Annotated in this window: 22 protein-coding genes; 18 read left to right on the top strand and 4 right to left on the bottom strand. The window is 45.0% G+C overall.

All coding sequences use genetic code 11. The features are described from left to right. Positions 1-207 precede the first annotated feature (207 nt). From Pmgp_RS04675 to guaB, 8 genes are all read left to right on the top strand, one after another. The gene (locus Pmgp_RS04675) at positions 208-1761 is read left to right on the top strand and encodes a cobyric acid synthase (protein WP_134212811.1); all 1554 of its coding nucleotides are present in this window, start codon (positions 208-210) and stop codon (positions 1759-1761) included. Positions 1762-1771: 10 nt separating this feature from the next. Continuing rightward, the gene (gene cbiB, locus Pmgp_RS04670) at positions 1772-2752 is read left to right on the top strand and encodes an adenosylcobinamide-phosphate synthase CbiB (RefSeq protein WP_134212810.1); all 981 of its coding nucleotides are present in this window, start codon (positions 1772-1774) and stop codon (positions 2750-2752) included. A gap of 19 nt (positions 2753-2771) precedes the next feature. Next, positions 2772-3521, top strand: a complete 750-nt coding sequence (gene cobS / locus Pmgp_RS04665; protein ID WP_243119729.1) for an adenosylcobinamide-GDP ribazoletransferase — start codon at positions 2772-2774, stop codon at positions 3519-3521. 17 nt (positions 3522-3538) lie between these two features. After that, positions 3539-4636 (top strand): threonine-phosphate decarboxylase CobD, encoded by a 1098-nt coding sequence (gene cobD, locus Pmgp_RS04660; protein WP_134212808.1) that lies wholly within the window; start codon positions 3539-3541, stop codon positions 4634-4636. Continuing rightward, on the top strand, positions 4636-5283 hold the full coding sequence (gene cobC, locus Pmgp_RS04655) for an alpha-ribazole phosphatase (protein ID WP_134212807.1): 648 nt from the start codon (positions 4636-4638) through the stop codon (positions 5281-5283). Before cobD ends, cobC begins: the two co-directional genes overlap by 1 nt. A 43-nt stretch (positions 5284-5326) precedes the next feature. Next, positions 5327-6424 (top strand): mechanosensitive ion channel family protein, encoded by a 1098-nt coding sequence (locus Pmgp_RS04650; RefSeq protein WP_134212806.1) that lies wholly within the window; start codon positions 5327-5329, stop codon positions 6422-6424. 75 nt (positions 6425-6499) lie between these two features. Further along, positions 6500-6733 carry a helix-turn-helix domain-containing protein gene (locus Pmgp_RS04645; protein WP_134212805.1) on the top strand — a complete coding sequence of 78 codons (234 nt, stop codon included), beginning with the start codon at positions 6500-6502 and terminating at the stop codon, positions 6731-6733. Positions 6734-6870: 137 nt separating this feature from the next. Further along, a complete protein-coding gene (guaB, locus tag Pmgp_RS04640) occupies positions 6871-8337 on the top strand; it encodes an IMP dehydrogenase (RefSeq protein WP_134212804.1) in 1467 nt (488 codons plus the stop codon). 60 nt (positions 8338-8397) lie between these two features. Here guaB and Pmgp_RS04635 read toward each other — a convergent pair whose 3' ends face one another. Further along, a complete protein-coding gene (locus Pmgp_RS04635; protein WP_134212803.1) occupies positions 8398-9021 on the bottom strand; it encodes a GNAT family N-acetyltransferase in 624 nt (207 codons plus the stop codon). A 424-nt stretch (positions 9022-9445) separates the two neighbouring features. On the opposite strand from Pmgp_RS04635, the gene Pmgp_RS04630 reads away from it, so the two are divergent. Then, entirely contained in the window at positions 9446-10774 is a 1329-nt protein-coding gene (locus Pmgp_RS04630) for a phage-shock protein (protein WP_345789125.1), read from the top strand. Positions 10775-10984: 210 nt separating this feature from the next. On the opposite strand, the gene Pmgp_RS04625 is transcribed toward Pmgp_RS04630, so the two are convergent. The 3 genes from Pmgp_RS04625 to Pmgp_RS04615 all read right to left on the bottom strand — a co-directional run bounded on the left by Pmgp_RS04625 (position 10985) and on the right by Pmgp_RS04615 (position 13593). Then, the gene (locus Pmgp_RS04625) at positions 10985-11329 is read right to left on the bottom strand and encodes a hypothetical protein (RefSeq protein WP_134212801.1); all 345 of its coding nucleotides are present in this window, start codon (positions 11327-11329) and stop codon (positions 10985-10987) included. A 109-nt stretch (positions 11330-11438) separates the two neighbouring features. Next, a complete protein-coding gene (locus Pmgp_RS04620) occupies positions 11439-13022 on the bottom strand; it encodes an AMP-binding protein (RefSeq protein WP_134212800.1) in 1584 nt (527 codons plus the stop codon). Between the two features lie 148 nt (positions 13023-13170). Beyond that, positions 13171-13593, bottom strand: coding sequence for an MBL fold metallo-hydrolase (locus tag Pmgp_RS04615; protein ID WP_134212799.1), 423 nt, complete (start codon positions 13591-13593; stop codon positions 13171-13173). Positions 13594-14427: 834 nt separating this feature from the next. On the opposite strand from Pmgp_RS04615, the gene Pmgp_RS04610 reads away from it, so the two are divergent. From Pmgp_RS04610 to Pmgp_RS04570, 9 genes are all read left to right on the top strand, one after another. After that, a complete protein-coding gene (locus Pmgp_RS04610; protein WP_134212798.1) occupies positions 14428-14790 on the top strand; it encodes a hypothetical protein in 363 nt (120 codons plus the stop codon). A gap of 47 nt (positions 14791-14837) precedes the next feature. Further along, the gene (locus Pmgp_RS04605; RefSeq protein ID WP_134212797.1) at positions 14838-15821 is read left to right on the top strand and encodes a GDP-mannose 4,6-dehydratase; all 984 of its coding nucleotides are present in this window, start codon (positions 14838-14840) and stop codon (positions 15819-15821) included. Beyond that, positions 15818-16807 carry a hypothetical protein gene (locus Pmgp_RS04600; RefSeq protein ID WP_134212796.1) on the top strand — a complete coding sequence of 330 codons (990 nt, stop codon included), beginning with the start codon at positions 15818-15820 and terminating at the stop codon, positions 16805-16807. The genes Pmgp_RS04605 and Pmgp_RS04600 overlap by 4 nt, the downstream gene beginning before the upstream one ends. A 12-nt stretch (positions 16808-16819) precedes the next feature. Continuing rightward, the gene (locus tag Pmgp_RS04595) at positions 16820-17809 is read left to right on the top strand and encodes a hypothetical protein (protein WP_134212795.1); all 990 of its coding nucleotides are present in this window, start codon (positions 16820-16822) and stop codon (positions 17807-17809) included. Between the two features lie 25 nt (positions 17810-17834). Further along, positions 17835-18956, top strand: a complete 1122-nt coding sequence (locus Pmgp_RS04590) for a hypothetical protein (protein WP_134212794.1) — start codon at positions 17835-17837, stop codon at positions 18954-18956. A 98-nt stretch (positions 18957-19054) separates the two neighbouring features. Further along, a complete protein-coding gene (locus Pmgp_RS04585; protein WP_134212793.1) occupies positions 19055-20044 on the top strand; it encodes a hypothetical protein in 990 nt (329 codons plus the stop codon). A 12-nt stretch (positions 20045-20056) separates the two neighbouring features. Further along, positions 20057-21022, top strand: a complete 966-nt coding sequence (locus Pmgp_RS04580; RefSeq protein ID WP_134212792.1) for a hypothetical protein — start codon at positions 20057-20059, stop codon at positions 21020-21022. A gap of 37 nt (positions 21023-21059) precedes the next feature. Continuing rightward, positions 21060-22106 carry a glycosyltransferase gene (locus Pmgp_RS04575; RefSeq protein WP_134212791.1) on the top strand — a complete coding sequence of 349 codons (1047 nt, stop codon included), beginning with the start codon at positions 21060-21062 and terminating at the stop codon, positions 22104-22106. Positions 22107-22140: 34 nt separating this feature from the next. Then, positions 22141-22956: a sugar phosphate nucleotidyltransferase gene (locus Pmgp_RS04570; protein WP_134212790.1), complete on the top strand. Its 816-nt coding sequence runs from the start codon at positions 22141-22143 to the stop codon at positions 22954-22956.

Raw genomic sequence — 22956 nt, 5'->3', positions numbered from 1 at the left:
ACAATGAAACAAAACAAATTGACAGGATTTACAGGATTTAAAAGATTTACAGGATTTAAAAGAATAATTGCTCAAAACTCTCATTAGTTAACCTAAGAGTATTTCTGAGTTAAAGGAACATTTTATTATTTAATCATCAATCCTGTTAATCCTGTTTAATCATGTAAATCCTGTTCAAATGTTTTATAAAGAAGCGGGGGAAAGGGCATGAAAGCTAAAGTGATTATGGTTCAGGGCACCGCGTCTCACGTGGGTAAGAGCGTCCTGGTAGCGGCACTCTGCCGTATTTTTGTGCAGGACGGCTACCGGGTTGCCCCTTTCAAATCACAGAATATGGCTTTAAATTCGTTTGTTACCAAGGACGGGGGGGAAATGGGCCGCGCCCAGGTAGTCCAGGCTGAAGCGGCCTGTGTCGACCCTTCTGTTGATATGAACCCTATTCTCCTGAAACCTACCGGAAATGCTTCTTCACAGGTTGTCGTTCTAGGGAAGCCCATCGGTAATTTATCAGCTCAGCATTATCACCTTGACTACGGTCCTAAAGCGTTAAAGATTATTGAAGGGGCTCTAAGCCGCCTGCGGAAAGCATACGACATAATTGTGATTGAAGGCGCCGGCAGTCCGGCAGAAGTCAACCTGCAGAAGAACGAAATTGTCAACATGCGGATAGCCAGGATGGCGGACGCGCCTGTTTTACTGGCTGCCGATATTGATAAAGGCGGCGCACTGGCGTCGGTGGTAGGGACACTGGAATTAATATCCCCGGAGGACCGCGACCGGGTTAAGGGAATAATTATCAATAAATTCCGGGGAGACCTGAGTTTATTCCAGCCCGCGGTAGATTTCCTTGAGCAAAAAACCGGCAAGCCGGTGCTGGGGGTTGTGCCTTATTTTCAAGGGTTTAGAGTCCAAGAAGAGGACACTATTTCTGAAGACAGGCAGGTTGCGGAACAGGTCACGGAAAGTGGCCATGTGGAGGTAGCAGTGGTGCACCTGCCTCATATTTCAAACTTCACCGATTTTGACCCGCTGGAGGACGAGCCCGATGTAAGGCTCAACTACATTGGCAGGGGGAACAGGCTGGGCAAACCTGACCTGGTGATCATACCGGGCAGCAAAAACACCATTGAAGACCTTTACTTTTTAAAACGTTCCGGACTGGCAGACGGAATCCTGCGGCTGAAACGGGAAGGGACACCCGTTATTGGCATTTGCGGCGGTTTTCAAATGCTGGGCAGGGAATTAAATGACCCTGACCATACCGAGTCCGAAATTCCCCGCATCGAAGGCCTTGGCCTGCTGGACATATCCACCACTTTTTATTCTGAAAAGATTACCTCTCAAGTAGAGGCTGAAGTAGTGGGTGAAGGACATTTGCTCAATGGAGCGCGAGGCTGCCGGATAACGGGGTATGAGATTCATATGGGCAGGACTGAGCTGGCTGCAGGTACCAACCCTGCTTTTAGAGTTAATAAGAGTTCCGGCAGGGAAGTTTCCGCACCCGACGGGGCGGTCAGCGGGGACGGACTGGTTTTTGGCACATATATTCATGGTATTTTTGATGAAGATCAGTTTAGGAGATGTCTGATTAATAACCTGCGCCGGAAAAAGGGATTGGAGCCCCTGTCGATCAACAGCTCAATGACAGCTGTGGAACAGCGCAACAGGGACTTCGACAAACTGGCGGCGGTAGTGCGGGGCAGCCTGGATATGGATAAAATATACCATCTGTTGGGGCTGCCGGAACATTCTCAACAATAGGAAGAAGGACATGCCGGGAAATTACAGTATCTATGTTCTTGCCGCTTACCTGATCGATTTGGCGGTCGGGGACCCGAGATGGCTGCCTCATCCGGTAGTACTTATTGGCAAGACTATTGAAAAATTGGAATGCCTGACGCGGCGCTTTGCCAAAAGTCCATTCTCGCTCCAAGCGGCAGGTGTTTTAACTGCCGCTCTAATTGCCGGCGGCAGCTGGCTGACAACGTTTTTGCTGGTCAGTTGGTGTTTTAAGTTAAACTTCTGGGCAGGTTCATTTTTATCGGTCTGGTTAATATCAACTACCATAGCGGCAAAGGGACTGGCCGGTGCGGCAGGTGAGATATTTGCTCTGCTCAAGGCGGGGGACCTGCCCGCCGCCCGCGCTAAAGTAGGGATGATCGTGGGCAGGGACACCGGGGAAATGGACATGGGGAGTGTTACCAGAGCCACAGTGGAAACTGTTGCGGAGAATATTGTCGACGGGATTGTGTCGCCGGTATTTTATGCTTTTATTGGAGGCGCCCCTCTGGCTATGGCCTATCGCGCAGTCAACACGCTTGACTCTATGCTGGGATATAAGAATGAAAGATATATTAATTTTGGCATGGCTTCGGCCCGCCTGGACGATCTGGCAAACTACATACCGGCCCGTATTACCGGCATCTTGCTGGTAACAGCTGCTTTTTTGCTCAGGATGAATCCCCAAAGGGCTCTGGCGGCGATTCTAAGGGACGCGCCGGCCCACCCGAGCCCCAACAGCGGTATACCCGAATCCGCTGTCGCCGGGGCGCTGGGAATACGCCTGGGAGGTTTGAACTATTATGGCGGGCGGGCATCTTTCAGGCCGTATATGGGAGAAGACAGGTTTTCCCTGGAGCCTGCTCACATAGTGCACACTGTAAAGTTAATGTACCTTGCTTCAGGATTGGCGGTAACAGCCGGAACTATAATTTCTGCTTTAGTAATCTACTTTACCAGTCTCCTTATTTGAAAGGAATGAATATTTATTATTGAATAGCTTTATGTTCGCTCTGATACATTTAACTAGGCTGCCCCTGCCTGCTGTCAAATTCAATGAGGTATACTGCGGCCGCGCCACAGCGTTCTTCCCGGCAGCCGGCTTAATCCTGGGCCTGATCCTGGCTGCTCTGGTTTGGGCGGCAGGCTGGTTGGTACCGGCACCGGTAGAAGCGTCACTTCTCGTAGTGGGGATGGTTGTCCTGACCGGGGGAATCCACCTTGACGGTTTTATGGACAGCATTGACGGCTTATTCAGCGGGCGTCCCAGAGAAAGAAAGCTTGAGATCATGCGTGACAGCAGGGTCGGTGCTTTTGGCGTAATTGGTGTGGTATGTTTGCTGCTTCTTAAATACAGCCTTTTTTTAGGAATGCCTCATCAATTTTTATGGAAGGTCCTGCTTGTGGTACCTGCTGTAAGCCGTTGGTGTATGTGCTGCGCGGTTATTGCTTTCCCCTATGTGCGCCGGGAAGGCTTGGGGAGGATTTATAAACTGCACAGCGGCATGAAACAATTACTCATGGCCACAGTCATCACCGCCGCTGTAGCGGGATTTGCACTGGGTCTGTACGGTATCTGGCTGACAGCCCTGGGAGGGGTTGTCACTTACCTGGCTGGATGCCGGATCACCAAAGAGCTGGGAGGACTTACCGGCGATATTTACGGGTTTATTAACGAGCTGCTTGAAGTAATCCTGCTTTTCACTGTTTATCCCTGGCTGGAAATACAAAAATTACTTTAAGATAGGAGTTTTGAATTTTGCCGCAGCTGGAACACATTCACGGTGGAAATGTTACCCGCGCATCACTGAAATACGGCATAGCAGAAAAAGATCTAGTTGATTTCAGCGCCAATATTAACCCGTTGGGACCGTCAAGGAAGATTGACCAGGCTATTAAAAATAAACTGGGTATGATCAGCGCTTACCCGGATCCAGATTGTCTCGAATTAAAAGCAGCGCTGGCGGAATATCTGGGCATTGAAAAGGAACACCTATTAATGGGCAACGGCGCGGCGGAATTGATTTACCTTTTTGTTCGCGTTGCCGGGTGCAAAAGAGCGCTGATCCCTGTCCCCACATTTTGTGAGTACAGCCTGTCAGTGCTCAGCCAGGGGGGAGAAGTCATTGAGGTTGCCATGGATGAGAAAAATGATTTCAGCCTGCCAGTAGCTGAGATATTAAAACTCATACCCAAGGTAGACCTGATTTTTCTTTGCAGCCCCAATAACCCAACCGGAAAACTTGCAGAAAGAGAAACCATCGAGCTCATTCTGGACCGTTCTTTGTCACATGGAGTCATGGTCATGGTGGACGAGGCATTTATGGATTTTGTGCCCCACCGGTCGTCTTATACCATGATGCCTCAAGTAGGGCGCATCAAGAATCTGGTTGTGCTTTACTCCTTGACCAAGTTTTTCGGCATTCCCGGCCTGCGGCTCGGCTCAATAGCCGCGCCCGCTGATCTAATCAAACAGATGAATTCTGCAAAAGATCCCTGGAATGTTAACGTCTTGGCCCAGGTTGCTGGTATCGAAGGGCTGCGGGACCAGGAACATATGCTTGAAACTAACCGCTTGGTCAGGCGGGAGAAACAATATCTTTTTAATATGCTGCAAAGCATGCCTGGCCTGAGACCAATAGCGGGGGCGGCAAATTTTATCCTGGTTGACATCTCCGGGAGCGGTTTGACCTCTGGGGAGATTACTGACCTGCTGGGCAGGCGCAGGATCATGGTCAGGGATTGTCATGGCTTTACAGGTCTGGCAGGACGGTACATAAGACTGGCGGTCAAAACCAGACCTGAAAATGAACTGCTTTTAACTGCATTTAGGGAGATACTAGAGGGAGGGAAATAATGGGCTGCCGGATCTACCTGGTCAGGCACGGCGAAACTGAGTGGAATACAACAATGCGGTACCAGGGTCACACAGATATCCCTTTATCCGATAAAGGCCGACTGCAGGCCAAGTTACTTGCCGGGCGCCTGGCCGGCCAAAAGTTTGCAGGTTTTTTTGCCAGTGACCTGAAAAGGGCGCATGAAACAGCGCAGATTATTTCCTCTCTGCACGGTATGGAAATTAACACTCTGCCTGACTTAAGAGAATTAAATTTTGGTTTATGGGAAGGCCTGAGCGTTAAAGAAATAAATAAAGCCTTTCCAGAGGAGAGCAAGCGGTTTTGGGAAAAACCTTTGTTTGTCAGAATACCTGGCGGAGAGACCCTGCATGAGATGGCCAACAGGGCTGTCGCGGCTGTTAAAAAAATTGTCGAGCGTCACAGTGGTGATAATATAGTAATAGTAACGCACGGCGGGGTCATCCGCAGTTTAGTGGGCACTGTGCTCGGTATGGATCTAAATAAGCACTGGCGCCTGCGTCTGGATAACGCCTGCCTTAATATAATAGATTTCCCTGATTGGGAAAACGGGATACTTATGCTCTTCAACGACTGTTCCCACCTCTCAGGCGCGCCGGACTGCCTGCCGGGCACTGCCGGCCGGTAGGCGGCGATTGTGACAAAATTAGTTCATAAGAGGAAGACAAAAGATGTTAACAATCTCACTTAGTGGCTGTTTTAATTTAAATATTGTGTTGCTTGCCGGCAAAACCTTAGCCGGAATTATTGCCTGTTTCGTTGTTGCCTGGCTGGCCGGAAAACTGTGGGACGTTTTTGTGGGCAAGCTGGCCGGGCGTTCCTCGCTTGGACTGTATAACAAACTGGTGACTGCTTCGCACCGCCATGTTGTTATTTTCATTTTCCTGGCTTCTTTAAGATCTACGATCTGGTTTCTCAGTACCGACCCAGGCTGGCCGGGCCCGGCTCTGACCAATACCCTCGATAAACTTCTTTACACAATTCTGATCGTGGTGCTGGCGCACTGGATTGATCTGGCTGTTCAAGCTGCGGCTGATTGGTATTCAAATGAGTATTCCGACAGGACACAGGGTTCCCTGGAACAGTTTATGCCGTTATTGAGACAGCTTTCACGCCTTCTGATTTATTTTCTGGCGCTTACCTATATCCTGGAATACTTCGGGAAAAATATCACGGGCCTGATAGCGACAGCAGGTGTGGCCTCACTGGCTATTGCCCTGGCGGCTCAAGAAACACTGAGCAACATGTTTGCCGGGTTAATGCTGATGTTGGACCGGCCTTTCCGGCCTGGCGACCGGATCGAGCTTGATAAAGGCCATATCGGCGATGTTTTGCAGATTGGGACCAGGACTACCCGGATCCTTACCCTGGACAACAACTTAATTGTTGTTCCCAATAAAGATCTGGCCAACAGCAGGATTATCAATCACGTTTTTCCCTCACCGCATGTTAGCCTCAACCTGAACATTGGTGTCACCGGCGACACCGATTTGGCTGAAGCAAAGAGGATAATCCTGGAAATTTTACACGCCAATCAGATAGTTTTGGATGACCCTGCCCCCGGTGTTTTTTTTACCGGGTTTGCCGAATCTCATTTAAACCTGGCTGTGAATTTCTGGATAGAAAATTATAAAGACAGCCTTAGAGTTAAGGATCAGTTGAACTCGTCTATTAAAGAAAGTTTTGAAAAGGCGGGGATTGGGCTGCCTTATCCGCGCCGGGACGTCAGGATTATCGATAAAATTGATAAAAGCGAAAATCAAGATTAGGCGCCTGTCATTTCAATCCGGGCGTGGTATTAATTGTCCCCCCGCGGGTAAAATACAAAAACAGGGGGGTATATTATGGAGCAGTATGATTTTCTTAACGTGAGCAGGGTTCCCTGGAGTTCGGAGCCAAGTCTGAAGGAAATGGCTGATGAAGTAGGGGTGAATGTAGACCGGCTGATTGAGGGCATTGAGAAAAACAAGACTGATTCTGAAATGGCGCAGGAGTTTGAAGTGCCGGAAAAATTAGTTTATCATTTGAGGGATCACTTTTACACACACGGAATTGACTCCGTAATGGGTCAGGACTAAGAGGGCAATACGCCCTCTTTTTTTATAAAAATAAGCTATAGTCAAAAGAACTAAAATTACTTGTACATCCTCTTAAAACATGTGCTATAATTAACAAATATAATCTTGAGAAATTTAATTTTGGGGAGGGAAAGCCAGTGTGGCCGGAAAAATTTGGGCGTGTTGGTCTTACTTTTGATGATGTCATGGTTATACCAGCGGCTGCGGAAGTCCTGCCCAGAGAAGTGGAAACTTCCACCAGCCTTACTAAAGATATTAAATTAAATATTCCCCTGATGAGCGCGGGAATGGATACTGTTACGGAGTCAAGAATGGCTATTGCCATGGCACGTGAGGGCGGGATAGGAGTCATTCATAAAAATATGACTATAGAGCGGCAGGCACTCGAAGTTGACCGTGTCAAGCGCTCTGAGCATGGCGTTATCTCAAATCCTATCTTTCTTTCGCCTGATAACCTCGTGCACGAGGCGCTGGTCCTTATGGAGAGATACCGGATTTCCGGCGTTCCTGTTACGGTAGAGGGAAAACTGGTAGGTATTCTTACCAACCGTGACCTGCGCTTTGAGCAGGATTTTACCAAGAGAATCGGTGATGTGATGACTAAAGAGAACCTGGTTACAGCCCCGGTTGGCACTAACCTGGACCAGGCCAAGGAGATCCTCAAGCATTATAAGATAGAAAAATTGCCTATAGTCGATGATAATTTCATGCTGCGGGGGCTGATCACCATAAAGGATATTGAAAAAACGCGTCAATATCCAAACTCAGCCAGGGATAAGGGCGGGCGTCTTTTATCCGCCGCAGCGGTAAGCGTCGCCAGAGACAGTATGGTCAGAGTGGAAGCTCTGGTTAACTCTAATGTTGATGTTATTGTAGTGGACTCTGCGCACGGGCATTCCAGAGGAGTACTGGATCTGGTGTCGGCGATTAAGGACAAATACAGCGAGGTTGCCGTCATTGCAGGCAATGTGGCCACAGCCGCCGGTACAAAAGCTCTGATCAAGGCGGGCGCTGACGCGGTTAAAGTTGGTATAGGACCCGGCTCTATCTGTACTACCAGGGTTATAGCGGGTATTGGTGTACCCCAGATCACAGCTATATACGATTGTGCTGAAGAAGCCAGTAAATACGGGGTGCCGACAATAGCGGACGGAGGCATCAAGTATTCGGGCGATATTACCAAGGCTATCGCCGCGGGAGCCGATGTGGTTATGTTGGGAGGCCTGCTGGCTGGTACGGAAGAAAGCCCCGGGGATATAGAGATTTACCAGGGCCGCAGCTACAAGGTATACCGCGGTATGGGTTCCCTGGCTGCCATGAAGGAAGGGAGTAAGGACCGTTACTTCCAGGACGAAGCTGAGAGCGACAGCAAGCTGGTGCCGGAGGGAGTGGAAGGGCGCATACCGTTTAAAGGTTCTCTTTCAGAGACTGTTTACCAGTTAATTGGTGGATTAAGAGCCGGCATGGGTTATGCGGGTACGCGCAATATCTTTGAACTAAAAACTAAAACAAGCTTTATGCGCTGTACTGCTGCCGGGCTTAAGGAAAGCCACCCGCACGATGTGACAGTCACAAAAGAAGCTCCAAACTACAGTTTTAAATAATACTAAAGAAAATAAAATAGATACTAAAAAACCTGCCGCACATTGCGTGCGGCAGGTTTTTTAATGAATCCCTACTTCTTCAAAAAGCATACTTTCAAAGGTTTTAATATCGTCAGCTCCAACGTTTTTCCCTATCCTTGCCATAAACACATTGGCCGGGTTCTCTGTTACATCAGGGTCATCAGTTGCCCGCCTTTTAAGGTCAGTAGCCCCAAAAAGCTTTTGCAGCATCTTTTGGTAATTGAACAAACTCAGCCCGCTTCTCTCCAAATCCCAGTGCCAGCAGAACTCAATAGTAATTACAATAAAATCCTCCATGACACTGTTGCTGAATGCTTCTCTGAGCAGCCGTTCCGCTATACCGCGCTTGCGCCAGCGCGGGCTGATTTCTATGGCGCCCAATTCTATAACATTGGGGTGTCTGCTCCACCTGCTGTAACCCTCGGGGTAGTGAAAAGTCACATAACCGATTATTTCACGATAATGCCTGGCAATATAAATCATACCTTCCGGGAGTCCGGCTATTTCAATTAAAGCTTTTTTCTGTTCAGCAGGGGAACGAAAATTCTTTAATTGCTCGTTCATACTCAGCTTTTGCAAGTCTTCAGCCGGTACCGGGCCTTCCACGACAATATTTTCACGATTGGTTTCAATAATATCAATTTCACAGCAGGCACTGCTCATCAGAACACCCTCTAAAATGATTTGATTAAATCACTTAAAATGCTCAGACCGTTCAGGCCTTCATGATGACCGTTCGCGGTTTAAATTTGTGTTTGAAAGTGGGCCATGCCTAACCATTTAAACATCAATAACAACCATTTGATTCTAAATATCAACCACTTAAGTTTATTATATGGTATAAGGATAAGGTTAAGCAAGAAAAATATACCTTCTCCAATCAGTAAATATTTTTTAAAAATAATTGTGGAAAAATGGAAGAAAAAATATCCATTTAATGACATGGAAATAAAAGGAATTTTAGCATTGTAAATGAATTAAATATAAGGACTTATCTTAAGGAAGGTGAAAAAGTTAAATGGGTGGGAAACTAAATTCCTTAACTGACGTTTTAAAGAAAACTCTCTTTTTCTTTGAGGCTTTATCAGTGGCAGAACTTGCTCCTCATGTTCAGAGAAGAATGCTGAAGGATTATTCCCTGCCGCAGGTTGAGGAAAGAGTCAACCTTTGCCTTAATCAAAACCCATGCTTTTACAAGGAAAAAGAGAATTGGCGTTTGGACCTGGAGGGGAATAAAGAAAACGATCAGTTTTATTCACTGCTGCTTAAAAAAGGACAGGCACTTAACCTGCGTGAAATATTGAAAAACGCCAATTCAAAGAAAAAGAAAGCAAAAAAGATACTTTCAGAGGAAGCATGCCTTATTTCAGACGGCAGGTTTATACAATTGGACAACGGGTTTTGGGGGTTAACTGAATGGGAAGTTGAAACAAGCCACTATTCTTTGAAAAACCTCTTGATTAAGGCCATGAAAATTCACCCCGGGGGCTTGTCCATACAGCAACTGCACCAGTTAATCAACTCCTGGCGCTCGACAGACCTTAAAACAATTGAAGGTGTGTTGAAAAAACTGCCTTACTTTGAGATAGCGGGAGATGGGGTTTGGAGTTATAACCCCACTGCACGTGTAATGTATGAGGACCTATTGAAAAAATTCTTGATCATTGTGGGCAGGCAAAAATCACGCTGGCATTATGACCGGACAAGATGGAGAAATATGTTTGAAACAATGCAGAAGAATTTTCAGGAAGCTGCCAGCGGACAAAGAGAGGCTGCTGCTGCACTTGCAGAAAAAATGGAACTTGCCGGGCAGCACGAATATTTATTGACCCAGATGGCCGAAAAAGACCTGCTGCTGTCACTCCGCAAAAGAGAGATTCTGCGATACAGGGAACACCTGGCCAAACTAGAAGCAAAAGCCAACAGCATTTTATACCAGTGCCGTCTTTGGGTAAAAAGATGCAAGGAATACCAGGCCGAAGCAGGCCGGCTTAAGGAAATACTCGCAAAGAACCAAGGTAATCTGGAAGGTCTGTTTACCAAAATACAAAACCATAAAGACAGAGACAGGGAGAATAAAATTAAGATTTCTGAATTAAAAGAACTGCACAGCACCAAAGTTGCCGAACTGCAGACAGAAATAGTAGAGCTGAAACAAAAAATTGAGAGAGAAAGGGTCTCGTCGGCAGTCAAAGAAAGAAAACTGATGGATGAAATCAGTATCCTGAGCAATGATTTGAAAAAATCCCTGCAAACAGAAGAAGAATTTAAAAGATCATATCTATTTGCTCAGCAGGAATTGGCGGCTGCACAAGAGGGCTATAAGCGTCTTGAAAGGTATATGAAAAACCCACTGGTTGCATTAGTCCTGCAAATATGTTCATTTTTTAGCAGGTATTCAAAACAGCCAATATAAGCTTTATATACGCTTCAACAAACTCATTCATGCATATAAGACCAACACTGTAATCTATATACTGCAAAGTCCATGGTGTTAAAACTAGCTTCCCTGTTACATATCGACTACAGTGAACCAAGCGAGCCAAGTGTTCACCAGGCACGGAGTAGAGGGAGCAAGCTGGTTCAACACCATGGAATACTTTGTGCAGCTTTGATTGTAGATTTATTACACAACTCTCACATCGAGTATACTGGAGATGGGAATTATAACAGTTCTGACCAGTTCCATTGAAGGGAAGCCAGGCATATTAGGAATAAGTGTTAATATACCAAAAGGGGACGGCGCAGAAAGCTCGATAAAGTTTCCACCAATTAAAGTCAGCGGCCCGCCTACGACTCTTTTAACAACTCCTTTTGAGTCGGAGTAATCCACATTTACAACTTCACCCTGATAAACCCCGATTGTCGCCAGCCTGTCTCTAAAGTTTTCTAAAAAACCCAATCCTTGTTTAGTTTCATTTTGAGGCTGTTCAAACCATGGAAATTTGAACGCCGGGTTTAAAAAAAACATTAAACTTCACTCCGTTTCTATTTTAATATTATTTACAGTTTATGACTTAAGATTGCTGTATGATACCATTAACGGAAAATTATACACAATCCTTTTTTGTTTATTAAATTTAATATATGTCTTTATAAGAAGAGCGGAGTATATTTTTTTGCACTTTTCCTGTGGTTGTGCGTGGTAAATCATCTACAAAAACAACTTTTTTGGGGATTTCAAAAATACCCAATTTTTTCTTGCACCAGGTGATAATCTCTTCTTCAGAAAGATCTGCACCTTTTCGTAATACTACAAACGCGGTAACAGCCTCGATCCATCTTCTATGAGTCAAACCCACAACCGCCGCCGCTTCAACCTTGGGGTGGCACATGATCACTTCTTCAACTTTTATCGAAGGAACGTTCTCACCGCCTGTTTTTATCATATCCTTTTTACGGTCTACAAAGACAAGTAAACCATCTTCGTCAAAGTAACCAAGATCACCTGAATGATGCCAGCCGTAACGACGACTTTTTTGGGTCGCATGCTCATCCCGGTAGTATTCTTTCATTACAGCCGGACCACGCCACACAATTTCCCCCACGACTTTTTGCGGCTGCAAATCGCCGTTATCATCCATAATCGCTGTTTCATAACCATGAGTGGAAATACCCCAGTAATTACCTTCTTTTGAGCTTTGCCACTGCGGCAGGAAAAAGTTGGTCGCGGGGTACGCTTCGGTTTGTCCAGTAGCAAGCATAAATCCGTTTCCGAATTTCTTTTGAGCCTTTTCAAAAGTATTCCGGTCAATAGGGGCCATCACATATAAACATGTCTTCAGGCTGGACAAGTCGTATTTATCCAGATCAGGATGTTCTAAAATTGTCCGGTAAACCATGGGCAGGGCCATAGTCCAGTTTATCTTTTCCCTGCTTGCCGTTTCAAGGAAAGCGTCTGGCGTGAAGGATCGCATAATTACCATAGCGGCTGCCACATGTATAATGCTGTTGACAGCCGTGTGCTGGGCGCAATGACACATTGGCAACAATGCCAACAAAACTGTGTCAGACCGGATATTGAGGTCGACGCAATTGTAAAGTGAGGAGAGGTAAACAGCGAGATGGGATGCCACAACCCCTTTAGGTTTTGCGGTGGTGCCGCTTGTATACATAATCTGGAGTGTATCCCTGTCTTCTATTATTACATCAAGGATTTCATCATCTGTTTGACCACTTAGCAACCAATTGAAATCTATGAATGGTATTTCGTTATTTTTGCCAGTGACAGGTAAAGTAATGATATGTGTAATGCCATGAAGTCTATCGATATATTGACTAAGGGCCGGCAAAAAGACATCGTCTATGATTAGCGCGTTAGCCCCGCTATTCTCAAGTATATAAAGTATATCCAGAGGATTTAAACCGGGATTTACAGGTACAAAGACAAAGCCGCCCTTGGCCAGGCCGTAAATGCACAAGACATATTCATGGGAATTAAGGCAAATTGTAGCTACCCTGTCACCCTTCCTCAAACCAAGTTTTTGCAGCGCCCTGGCAAATTGGTTTGCTTTTGAATTCATCTCTCTATAGGTTAGGCTGATCCGGTTACCGCCACGGTGTTCTATCATTGCTTCCTTATCCGGCAGGCGTAATGCGGCACGGCGAAGAATATCACCCAGCGCTACGCGTTGAATAAGGTTTGCTTGTAGCTTTTCATCCATCTTTTTTGCTCCCTATACTGAGTTATGAAAAAAGTTGTTCGGTTCTCTCCGGTATAATCTTCAAAATGAACAAGCATGGAATTACTAAAAATTACCTTTTTATGGTTATTGATTTATCATATTCCCATAGTCATAATTTGACACCATCCTAAATTACAAAAACCATCTTTGATTTTTCAAGGAAGGTTTTCAATGTTTCTATGCTTTTCAATACTATTTTTCCCGAACCATGATACAAGCGCCCATCCATGTCATCACTAAGAAATCCGCATACTAGAAAGCCATGATAACCGTTGGGACCGGGACTATTGACAGAAGGATAAACTGTAATTTTCGGCGGAACACCTGTAACTGTCCAACTTTGATACTTGTCGGAAGATTTAAAATCAATACCCCAGATACGGTTGTTGGGCAGTTTGATAAATAGAGGAGGACGCTTTCCTTTCCAATCCCGTTTATATTCATGTGATAAATCATTATGCTCAATCATCCACGGGGCAAACCACATGTCACCTGGCTTAAGTTTTTCTCCAGATTTCTGTATATCAACCAGTTGGCAAGTCCAAGGCAATTATATTACCTCCTATTATCTATCATAAAATTCCATCTTATATAAGTTATGTCATAAATAAAATTCCGCCACTAGAACCATCCTCCTTTATAAAAGTCTCTTAGACAAATATTGCTTTGAATGTTACCTGTTGTCCACTGGCTTTTAAGAGCAGGTGAGCAGAGAATCTGTTTAAAAATTATAGAAAATTATCCCAACTATAGTAACAAATGATGTTTAAAATCTATACTATGGATTATCAGCAAATTGAAGGAGGGTAGTTAACCGGATTATTTACTAATTCCATCAAACGATTGTTCTAAAAGATAGCTTGACAATAGAGCTTCAAGGAAGAAATGTATAAATTCCCGTTGCAATCGTTTGCTAATGTAAACAGCTTTAAAAAAATACTTTAGGGGGGTTCCTTAAATGTTAGTGTTTGGCATTCCTATCCTTCCGTTATTTGGCCCTTTCTTTCTTATTTTGACTATTTTCGGTATTAGAGTAGCCCTTGCGGCGCCTGGATTTCCCTTCATCTGGCTTAATTAAGAGGATTAACAACAACCCAAAAAATAACCGAAGGATAACGAAGATGTCCTCCAACAGCCACTAATGTTGTGCATTTCAGAGACTTGGTGATCATTGGAACTTAAACTGCTGGAAATATCTATATTATGAGCGGTGGTACGGCGAGATATTCGCTGTATTATTTTTGAAGGAAATCTCCTTTATACTAGTTCTTGCAATATCAGAAAAAGTAAAAATGTTTATTTAATAGAAGATACAGGTAGCAATAATAGTGTTTCTAAATAGTATATAAAGGTATGAAAATATGATAATTTCAGGTGGTAATGTATGGTATATAAAGGATTAATTGAAAATACCGGTGGTTCAACTGTATGTGTAGTTCCGGATCAAATTCAGAACGCCTTCATTGGCATACCATTCAGTATTGATATAGTAGCCTCCGATCCCGATGGCCTGATTACCGGGATTGAAGCTGTAGATTTACCGCTTTGGGCTGCAATTTGTGTAGTAACTGAACTTCCCGCTTCCGATGTCGTCGCTCGTATTACCGGAATTCCGGCTGCAGAGGATGAGGGGATTCAAGACATATCAATAGTGGCTACTAACGGTAGCGGAAACCGGGCAGCCAGCCTCCTTAAGATAAAAGTTGTCGATTATGGCTTTTCGGATGATCCGCCAGGTGTGGCATAAAAAAATATGTTGTGTTTTCCGGTTCCTTAAAAAGAAGGGGCAGTGAGATGAGTTACTGGAGAGATAAAAATGTCTTTGTCACCGGATGCACGGGACTCCTGGGCACCCACTTATGTGAGCTTTTATTAGATAAGGGGGCCAATGTAATAGGTCTGGTAAGGGACTATGTACCAAAATCAAGGCTTTTCACCGAACAGTTAAAACAAAGAATAATTGTAGTTAACGGCAATGTGGAGAATTATATGCTATTGGAAAGAGCAATTAGTGAATATGAAATAGACACCGTCTTTCACCTTGCTGCTCAGACCATAGTCAGTACTGCCACAAAAAACCCCCTGTCCACTTTTGATACAAACATCAGGGGCACCTGGAACCTGTTGGAGGCATGCCGCCGGAATCAAGGTGTGGAGCGTATTATTCTAGCCTCCAGTGATAAGGCTTATGGCGAACATAAACACCTTCCGTATAAAGAAGAAGCCCCGTTGCAAGGCAGGCACCCATATGACGTTTCGAAAAGCTGTGCCGATTTAATTGCACAAATGTACAGTTACACTTACGACCAACCGGTGTGCGTTACCCGTTGCGGCAACTTTTATGGCCCTGGGGACCTGAACTTCAACCGCCTGGTACCCGGTACAATCCGGTCGGCCTTGCAGGGTGAAAGTCCCGTTATTCGCAGTGACGGCACATATATCAGGGACTATTTTTATGTTAAGGATGGAGCGGAGGCGTATCTTTTCCTGGCCCAAAAAATGGACGAAATCCCGATACATGGGGAAGCCTTTAATTTCAGCAATGAGCTCCAGATAACCGTTATTGAACTGGTTAATAAGATTCTAAGTCTGATGGGTTGTTCGCATTTACATCCGGTCATTAAAAATACAGCGTCCAAGGAAATTCGTCACCAGTACCTCAGTACGGAAAAAGCGAAAAAGATACTCGGTTGGCAGCCGCAATACCCGCTGGAGCAGGCGCTAAAAGACACGATTGAATGGTACTGTGAGCAATTTCCCGGGGGTGAAGCGCGGTGAAGTTTTGTCTGCTAAGTATGGAGCCTCATCACCCGGACCATGGCAAATTATATACCGATGAGCAAAACCACACTAATATTTGGGCCGCCATCATGGGTGGAACGGTATATAACGGTCTGCTTTTCGACCGGGGGGATTACGGCCTTGACTATGAATACTTTAACGAGTTTGACCTGGTTATGGTGGCTCTCCGGCAAGAAACGATAGAAGTAGGCCTCAAAGTCAAGCAGAAGTCTAAAACTAAAGTAGTGGTTCTCCTCGATGCTGAAGTTGAGCACTTTACCACTCATATCACCCGTGACTTGCAGGCAAAAATGGTGGCGTTTCTAAATATGGCCGATGCGGTGGCGGTACTACACGAAGAAAGTCTTCCTTTCTTCCAGGCGCTGACCTTCAGGCCTGTGAGTCTTGTCGGCCTACCCTTCCCGCTTAAAAGAGTCCGCCGAATGTGTCCGCCTGTACAGAAAAGGGAAGAAATAGAACTGGGCAGCATTATTCAATCAAGTATGGTGCGTAACCGTGACGGATTGGTAAACCTGGCGGTGCTGTCTGAAGTTGGTATGACAGGTGTGGTGGACATACGTGATCCAGTTGAAACGGAATATATTCAATCTATAAGAAAACACTTACCGATTCAACAGATTAGATTCAGGTACAACAACCTGGGCTGGGATCACTACATTACCCAGGCCAATTATTCCCTTTTGGGCCTGCACCTGGATAACCGGTATTCCTGGGGCAGGTTCCCCATTGATTGCGCCGCGGTCAGGATGCCGTGCGTTGCGCCCCCCTCCTTATATACACAAAAAATCCTGTTTCCCCGACTATGCGTACCCTATTACGACATTGAGGGGGCGGTCGCACTTGTTAAAAAACTGGTGTCCGACGTCAATTTTTACGAGGAAGCCGTTTCCTACGCCCAATCGCAAATTGAACTTTTCAGCTATGAGCAGTGCAAAATGAGACTGCTTAACCTTATTAGCTAGTGAGGTGAGATTATGAAGTTCTGCCTGGTCAGTCAGACACCCCCCAATGACTTAGATTTAAAAGATGTCAACCGGATAACCCAGTGGGCTACGGTAATGGAAGGGGCTCATTACAACGGTCTGGCTTTCGACAGTGGTGAAAACGGTTTGTCCTACGAGTTCTTCAGCGAATTTGACCTGGTGATGGCAGCTGTACGTCTTGAAACAATTGAGATCGGCTTAAAAATAAAAAAGCAGTCAACGGCTCACGTTGTCGTTTTTGTAGATGGCGAGATGGAGCATTTCATCTCGTACCTCCCGGGAGATAAGCAAGTCAAATTTATTGAGCTTTTAAATACGGCAGATGCGGTAGGCGTCACGCACGAATATAGTATTCCAATAATAAAAGCTCTGACCACCAGGCCGGTGGGTCTGGTAGGTGTTCCTTTTCCACTGAAGAGAGTCCGGGAGGAACTCTGCCCCCCGGTTGAAAAAAAACAGGCAATCCACGTGGGGTGCGGTACGGGTAAAAGCTTTAATCGGAACGGCATTGTCAATCTGGCGGCCCTGTCTGAGATCGGTTTGCCGGGAGTAGTAGATGTGTGGGGTCCGGAGGATATAGAGTATGTCCGTCTAATGAAAAAATACATGCCTTTGCCCCCGATTTATTTCAGTCATACACCCCCCTGGGAAGACTATATAACCCAGCTCAATTATTCTATCATGGGCCTGCACCTGGACTTCCGGCAGATCTGGGGGAGGTTTGCGCTTGACTGCGCCGCGGTGAGAATGCCCTGCATTGCTCCAGACAACTTTTATACGCAAAAAAGACTTTTCCCGCGATTGTGTGTAAAAAGTTGTCAGGATATTGACGGAGCGGTCAAAATGGCCAAAGAGCTATTAAAGAATGATAGTTTTTACGAAGAAGTGATGGCTTATGCTGAATCCCAGCTGGACTATTTTGATAACGAGGCGGCGAAAAAAAGGCTGCTCGATTTATATGATAGAATCAGTTCTCACTAAAACAAATTATAGAAGGGGATAAATTATGGAGAAGAAGGAGTTGGGTCACTATTACTACGGCCAGATATCATGGCGCCATCGCCCGGATATAGCTCCAAACACTGCTGAATTTACATTGATAAATGCTTTCAGCCGGAACGCCTTTTCCGGCAGCGCTCAGGATGGGCTTCCAGGCAGGGGAGATATCATTCTCGATACAATAGGGGTTACCAGTCTCGCTTTTGGTGATGGTACCTCCACGGGTATGCTCAAGTATATCATTATAGATTTCAGCGAAAAGGATAACTGGATACTGGGTAGAGCCCTAGATCCGGCAACCGGAAAAAAGACAATTTTACATACTTATCCAGATCCGCTTAACACGGAAACTGAAGGTGCATGGAGAGCGGGAATAAAAAGTATCTATCGATTGGCCTTAAAAGAACACATCAATAACCCGGGCGGCAGTTATCAGCTGGAGACACTGGTGGACTTCACAACATCAAGTGGTTCTCCAGTCGCCGTAGCTCCTGTAATAGTTAATGCTCCTGAAAATTCAATATTTTCCTTTCCTGTGGCTGTCGCACACCCTGACGGCAGTTTACTGACTTTCCGGTTGGCCAATGATGTGGAGGCCAGTGGTACAAACGGAGGGTTTACCCAGCCCGGCCCCCCCTTTGTTTCCAGCCCTTTAAACGTAAACTCCGATACCTTTATGATTACCTGGGATACCACAGATACGGTGCCGGGACAACTCTGGTCCTACCAGGTAGTGGCAGAAAGCGAAAAGTCAAAATCGTGTGTCGATGCCTTAGTCCGGATTATTAAAAAAAGCGGCGAGCCACCCGTATGTGCGGGGCCTGATAAAATCCAGAACGTCTTAATAGGAATGCCCTTTAGCATTGATATCGTAGCCTCCGATCCGGATAGCCTGATTACCGGGATTGAGGCTGTGAATCTCCCTTTGTGGGCTAAATTGAACATAATCACCGAGCTGCCCGCAAGCGATGTCGTTGTGTGTATTACCGGTACGCCAAAGGCAAAAGACGTGGGGTTTCATGTTATTTCGATTGTTGTTACTGACAAAGACGGAAATCAGGCCGCAAGTTGCCTTAAGATAAAAGTGGCAGATTATGGCCTCACGGATGAGCCGCCAGGGGTAGCATAAATAAATGAGTATGTTGATTTGGCTGGCAACTGCATTAACTATTGGAGAGGCGCTCATAGAAAGATTAAATAGTATTGATTCACCGGAGGTGAATTACAGTGAAATTTTGTCTGCTGAGTGCAGAACCCTATCATCCAGACCATGGAAAAATATACACCATCCAGCAAAACAACACCAATATTTGGGCCGCCATCATGGGCGGGACGGTATATAACGGGCCGCTTTTCGACCGGGGGGATTACGGCCTGGATTACGATTATTTTGACGAGTTTGACCTGGTTATGCTGGCCCTCAGGCAAGAAACCATAGAGGTGGGCATTAAAGTCAAACAAAGATCAAAAACAAAGGTGATCGTTTTCCTTGATGCTGAAGTTGATTACTTTACTACCTATACCCCTCTTTCTCTGAAGGCTAAGATGGTGGAGCTGTTAAATATGGCCGATGCCGTGGCAGTACTGCACGATGAAAGCGTTCCTTTTTTCAAAGCGCTAACCACCAGGCCAGTAGGTCTGGTCGGTCTGCCCTTCCCGCTGAAAAGAGTCCGCCAGATGTGTCCGCCTGTCCAGAAACAGGAAGAAATCGAACTGGGCAGCAGCATAAGTTCGTTTCTTATTCACAACCGTAACGCTTTGATCAATCTGGCGGCACTGTCTGAAATTGGGATGCCGGGTGTTGTTAATATATGGGAGCCAATAGAAATGGAATATGTCCGGTCTATAAGAGAATACCTGCCAATTCAGCAGATAAAATTTAGATACAATAACTTGGGCTGGGACCACTATATAACTCAGGCCAATTATTCCCTTTTGGGCCTGCACCTGGATAACCGGTATTCCTGGGGCAGGTTTCCCATTGACTGTGCCGCCGTCAGGATGCCGTGCGTGGCGCCCCCCTCATTATATACACAAAAAATCCTGTTTCCCCGCCTGTGCGTACCCCACCGGGATATAGAGGGAGCGGTCGCGCTGGTGAAAAAATTGGTATCCGATGCTGATTTTTATGAGGAAGTAATATCCTACGCCGAATCGCAAATTGAACTTTTCAGCTATGAGCAGTGCAAAATGAGACTGTTTAACCTTATTAGCTAGCGAGGTGAGATCATGAAGTTTTGCCTGGTCAGTCAGACCCCCCCCAGTGATTTAAAGATAAAAGATGTCAACAGGATCACCCAATGGGCTGCAGTAATGGAGGGAGACCATTACAACGGTATGTCTTTTGAGCATGGCCATAACAGTTTTTCCTATGATTTTTTCAGCGAATATGACCTGGTGATGGTGGCTGTGCGCCATGAAACAATAGAGGTGGGCCTGAAAATAAAAAGGCAATCGTCGGCGCGGGTTGTCGTTTTCTTGGATGGTGAAATTGAATATTTCACCTCTTACATCATGGGAGATAAGCAGGTAAAATTTATTGAGCTTTTAAATACAGCAGATGCGGTAGGCGTCACGCACGAATACGACATTCCCATTATAAAGGCTATGACGACCAGGCCGGTGGGGATGGTCGGTGTCCCTTTTCCACTGAAGAGGGTTAGAGAGGAACTTTGTCCTCAGGTTGAAAAAAAACAGGTAATTCAACTGGGATCCATGTTGCGAAACGGTTTTATCAACCTGGCGGCGCTTTCGGAAATAGGCTTGCCAGGGTCCATAGATATGTATAGCCGTAAAGATGAAGAATACATCCGTCTGATGAGAAAGTATATGCCGATACCGCAAATCTATTTCAACTTCACACCACGTTGGGAAGACTATATAACTCAGTTAAATTACTCCTTCATGGGACTACACCTGGACTTCCGGCAGATCTGGGGGAGATTTGCCCTTGACTGCGCAGCGGTAAAAATACCCTGCATTGCTCCAGACAACTTTTATACGCAAAAAAGACTATTCCCGCGACTGTGCGTAAAAAATTATCAAGATATTGACGGAGCGGTCAAACTAGCCGGTGAGCTTTTAAAGAAAACCAGTTTTTACGAAGAAGTGATGGCTTATGCGGAATCCCAGCTGTACTTTTTTGATAACAAGGCTGCGAAAAAAAGGCTCCTAGATTTATTTAATAAAATTTGATCTTATTAAAAATTTTAATAAAGATGGAGGGCGTGCCATGCAAATAGATCAGATCATCCCTTCCATGCGGCACGGCGATGATATCAGCAATGCCGTTTTGGTTTTGCAAAAAATTATCAAAGATCTTGGTTGTGAGTCAGACATTTTTACACAAACAGGGCAGCAGGAAACAGGAACAAAGGACTTATCTTCTCTGGACGGCGAAAGAGATAACATCATATACCATATGTTTATAGGGTCACGGGCAGCCAAAACCCTGGCCGGTATCAAAGCAAAAAGAAAAGTACTTTTTTACCACGGGATTATGCCGCCGGAGTATTTCGAAAACCACCCGTCTCAGATCTACATGCTGGGAGGACGTGAGGAATTAAAAAAACTGAAAAATCAGTTTGAATTTGCTTTCACCACCACCAAGTACCTTGAAGGGGAATTATATAAAGAGGGCTATGGAGAGACTTGTGTGTTACCCCTGCCGGTAGACCTGGAGGAGTATGACCAGGAGCCTGATTTGCAGTTAATGAAAGCCTATGATGACGACTATACAAATATACTTTTTGTCGGCCAGATTACCCCAAATAAAAAACTGGAAGACACTATTTCGGTATTTAATTATTACCATAAAAGACTTAATCCGAAGTCCCGCCTGTTCCTGGTAGGAAGCTTCTCGTCTCATGCCGGGTACTGTCAGAAGCTGTTGGCTTTGATTAAAGAGCTTGAGATAAAGAATGTGTTTCTGACCGGCCGTACCTCCTTTAAAAAGCTCTTAGCCTACTACAGGCTGTCAAGGGTTTTCTTATGCATGAGTGAATATGAGGGGTTTTCTACTCCGTTAATTGAAGCTATGTACCTTAAAGTACCGATTGTCGCTTTTAACCGGGCATCTGTGCCGGAAATTCTTGGAGAGTCCGGCTGTCTGATAAATGATAAAGATGTACGGGAAACAGCCCGACTGTTAGACCGGATAGTTAACGACCATACTAAGCGAAAAGAAATGATCAGACTCCAGTCAAAACGAGTAACCGCTTTTCTGCCTGAAAAGGTTTTCCCCTTGTATCGCAAGGTATTTATGCTAGCTTTCAGTTAAGGCTTTAACTCAGAACAGAAAGGGGCAACCATCGGTGAAACCTAAAGTCGTTATTTTATGTGGCGGAAAAGGAACCCGTCTTAGGGAAGAGACGGAGAATAAACCCAAACCTCTGTTATCTATAGGTAAACACCCAATTCTATGGCATATTATGAAACATTATTCATTCTATGGTTTTAATGATTTTATTCTATGTCTTGGTTATAAAGGACACCTTATCAAAGAGTATTTTATAAATTATAAAAATCGCGGGGATATTCAACTAAACTTAAAAAATGGTTTTCATACCATACTGGAAGACGGAGATCCGGTAGAGAACTGGAATATCATTTTTGCCGACACGGGTATGGAGACCAATACCGGTGGGCGTATTAAAAAGATTGAGAAATATATTAATGAGGAATATTTCTTTTTGACATACGGAGATGGAGTTTCAGATGTCAACCTAAAGAAGCTGGAAGAATATTTCAAGCTAAAGCAAAAGATTGGTGTTATAACAGGAATCAGGCCGCGTTCTAAATACGGGAAAATAACTATCGACCCCGATTGTATGGTGACCGGGTTTCAAGAAAAGCCTTTACTGAATGATTATATCAACGGTGGCTTTTGTGTATTTCATAGAAAAATATTGAATTATATGGATGATAATTGTGTTCTTGAGCAAGAAGTTTTTGAACATTTGGTTAATGAAAAAGAACTGGCCATGTATAAACATGAAGGCTTCTGGAAATGCATGGATACTTATAAAGATTATAAAGAACTGAATGAAATCTGGAAAAACTGTGATTTTTCGTGGAAATATATTAGTCAACAGGAATATTCTAATGATAAAAACAATCAAATTGACTAA

The organism is Pelotomaculum propionicicum (assembly GCF_004369225.1).
In the GTDB taxonomy this organism is placed as follows: Bacteria; Bacillota; Desulfotomaculia; order Desulfotomaculales; family Pelotomaculaceae; genus Pelotomaculum_B; species Pelotomaculum_B propionicicum.
The sequence above is the reverse complement of the archived record's forward strand: the minus strand, read 5'-3'. Positions and strand labels throughout refer to the sequence as shown.

Bases quoted from the DNA above. Each gene is read 5' to 3' on its own strand.
- Pmgp_RS04675 (WP_134212811.1), top strand. From the start codon at position 208: ATGAAAGCTAAAGTGATTATGGTTCAGGGCACCGCGTCTCACGTGGGT.
- cbiB (WP_134212810.1), top strand. From the start codon at position 1,772: ATGCCGGGAAATTACAGTATCTATGTTCTTGCCGCTTACCTGATCGAT.
- cobC (WP_134212807.1), top strand. From the start codon at position 4,636: ATGGGCTGCCGGATCTACCTGGTCAGGCACGGCGAAACTGAGTGGAAT.
- Pmgp_RS04650 (WP_134212806.1), top strand. From the start codon at position 5,327: ATGTTAACAATCTCACTTAGTGGCTGTTTTAATTTAAATATTGTGTTG.
- Pmgp_RS04645 (WP_134212805.1), top strand. From the start codon at position 6,500: ATGGAGCAGTATGATTTTCTTAACGTGAGCAGGGTTCCCTGGAGTTCG.
- Pmgp_RS04635 (WP_134212803.1), bottom strand. From the start codon at position 9,021: ATGAGCAGTGCCTGCTGTGAAATTGATATTATTGAAACCAATCGTGAA.
- Pmgp_RS04625 (WP_134212801.1), bottom strand. From the start codon at position 11,329: ATGTTTTTTTTAAACCCGGCGTTCAAATTTCCATGGTTTGAACAGCCT.
- Pmgp_RS04620 (WP_134212800.1), bottom strand. From the start codon at position 13,022: ATGGATGAAAAGCTACAAGCAAACCTTATTCAACGCGTAGCGCTGGGT.
- Pmgp_RS04610 (WP_134212798.1), top strand. From the start codon at position 14,428: ATGGTATATAAAGGATTAATTGAAAATACCGGTGGTTCAACTGTATGT.
- Pmgp_RS04605 (WP_134212797.1), top strand. From the start codon at position 14,838: ATGAGTTACTGGAGAGATAAAAATGTCTTTGTCACCGGATGCACGGGA.
- Pmgp_RS04595 (WP_134212795.1), top strand. From the start codon at position 16,820: ATGAAGTTCTGCCTGGTCAGTCAGACACCCCCCAATGACTTAGATTTA.
- Pmgp_RS04590 (WP_134212794.1), top strand. From the start codon at position 17,835: ATGGAGAAGAAGGAGTTGGGTCACTATTACTACGGCCAGATATCATGG.
- Pmgp_RS04580 (WP_134212792.1), top strand. From the start codon at position 20,057: ATGAAGTTTTGCCTGGTCAGTCAGACCCCCCCCAGTGATTTAAAGATA.
- Pmgp_RS04575 (WP_134212791.1), top strand. From the start codon at position 21,060: ATGCAAATAGATCAGATCATCCCTTCCATGCGGCACGGCGATGATATC.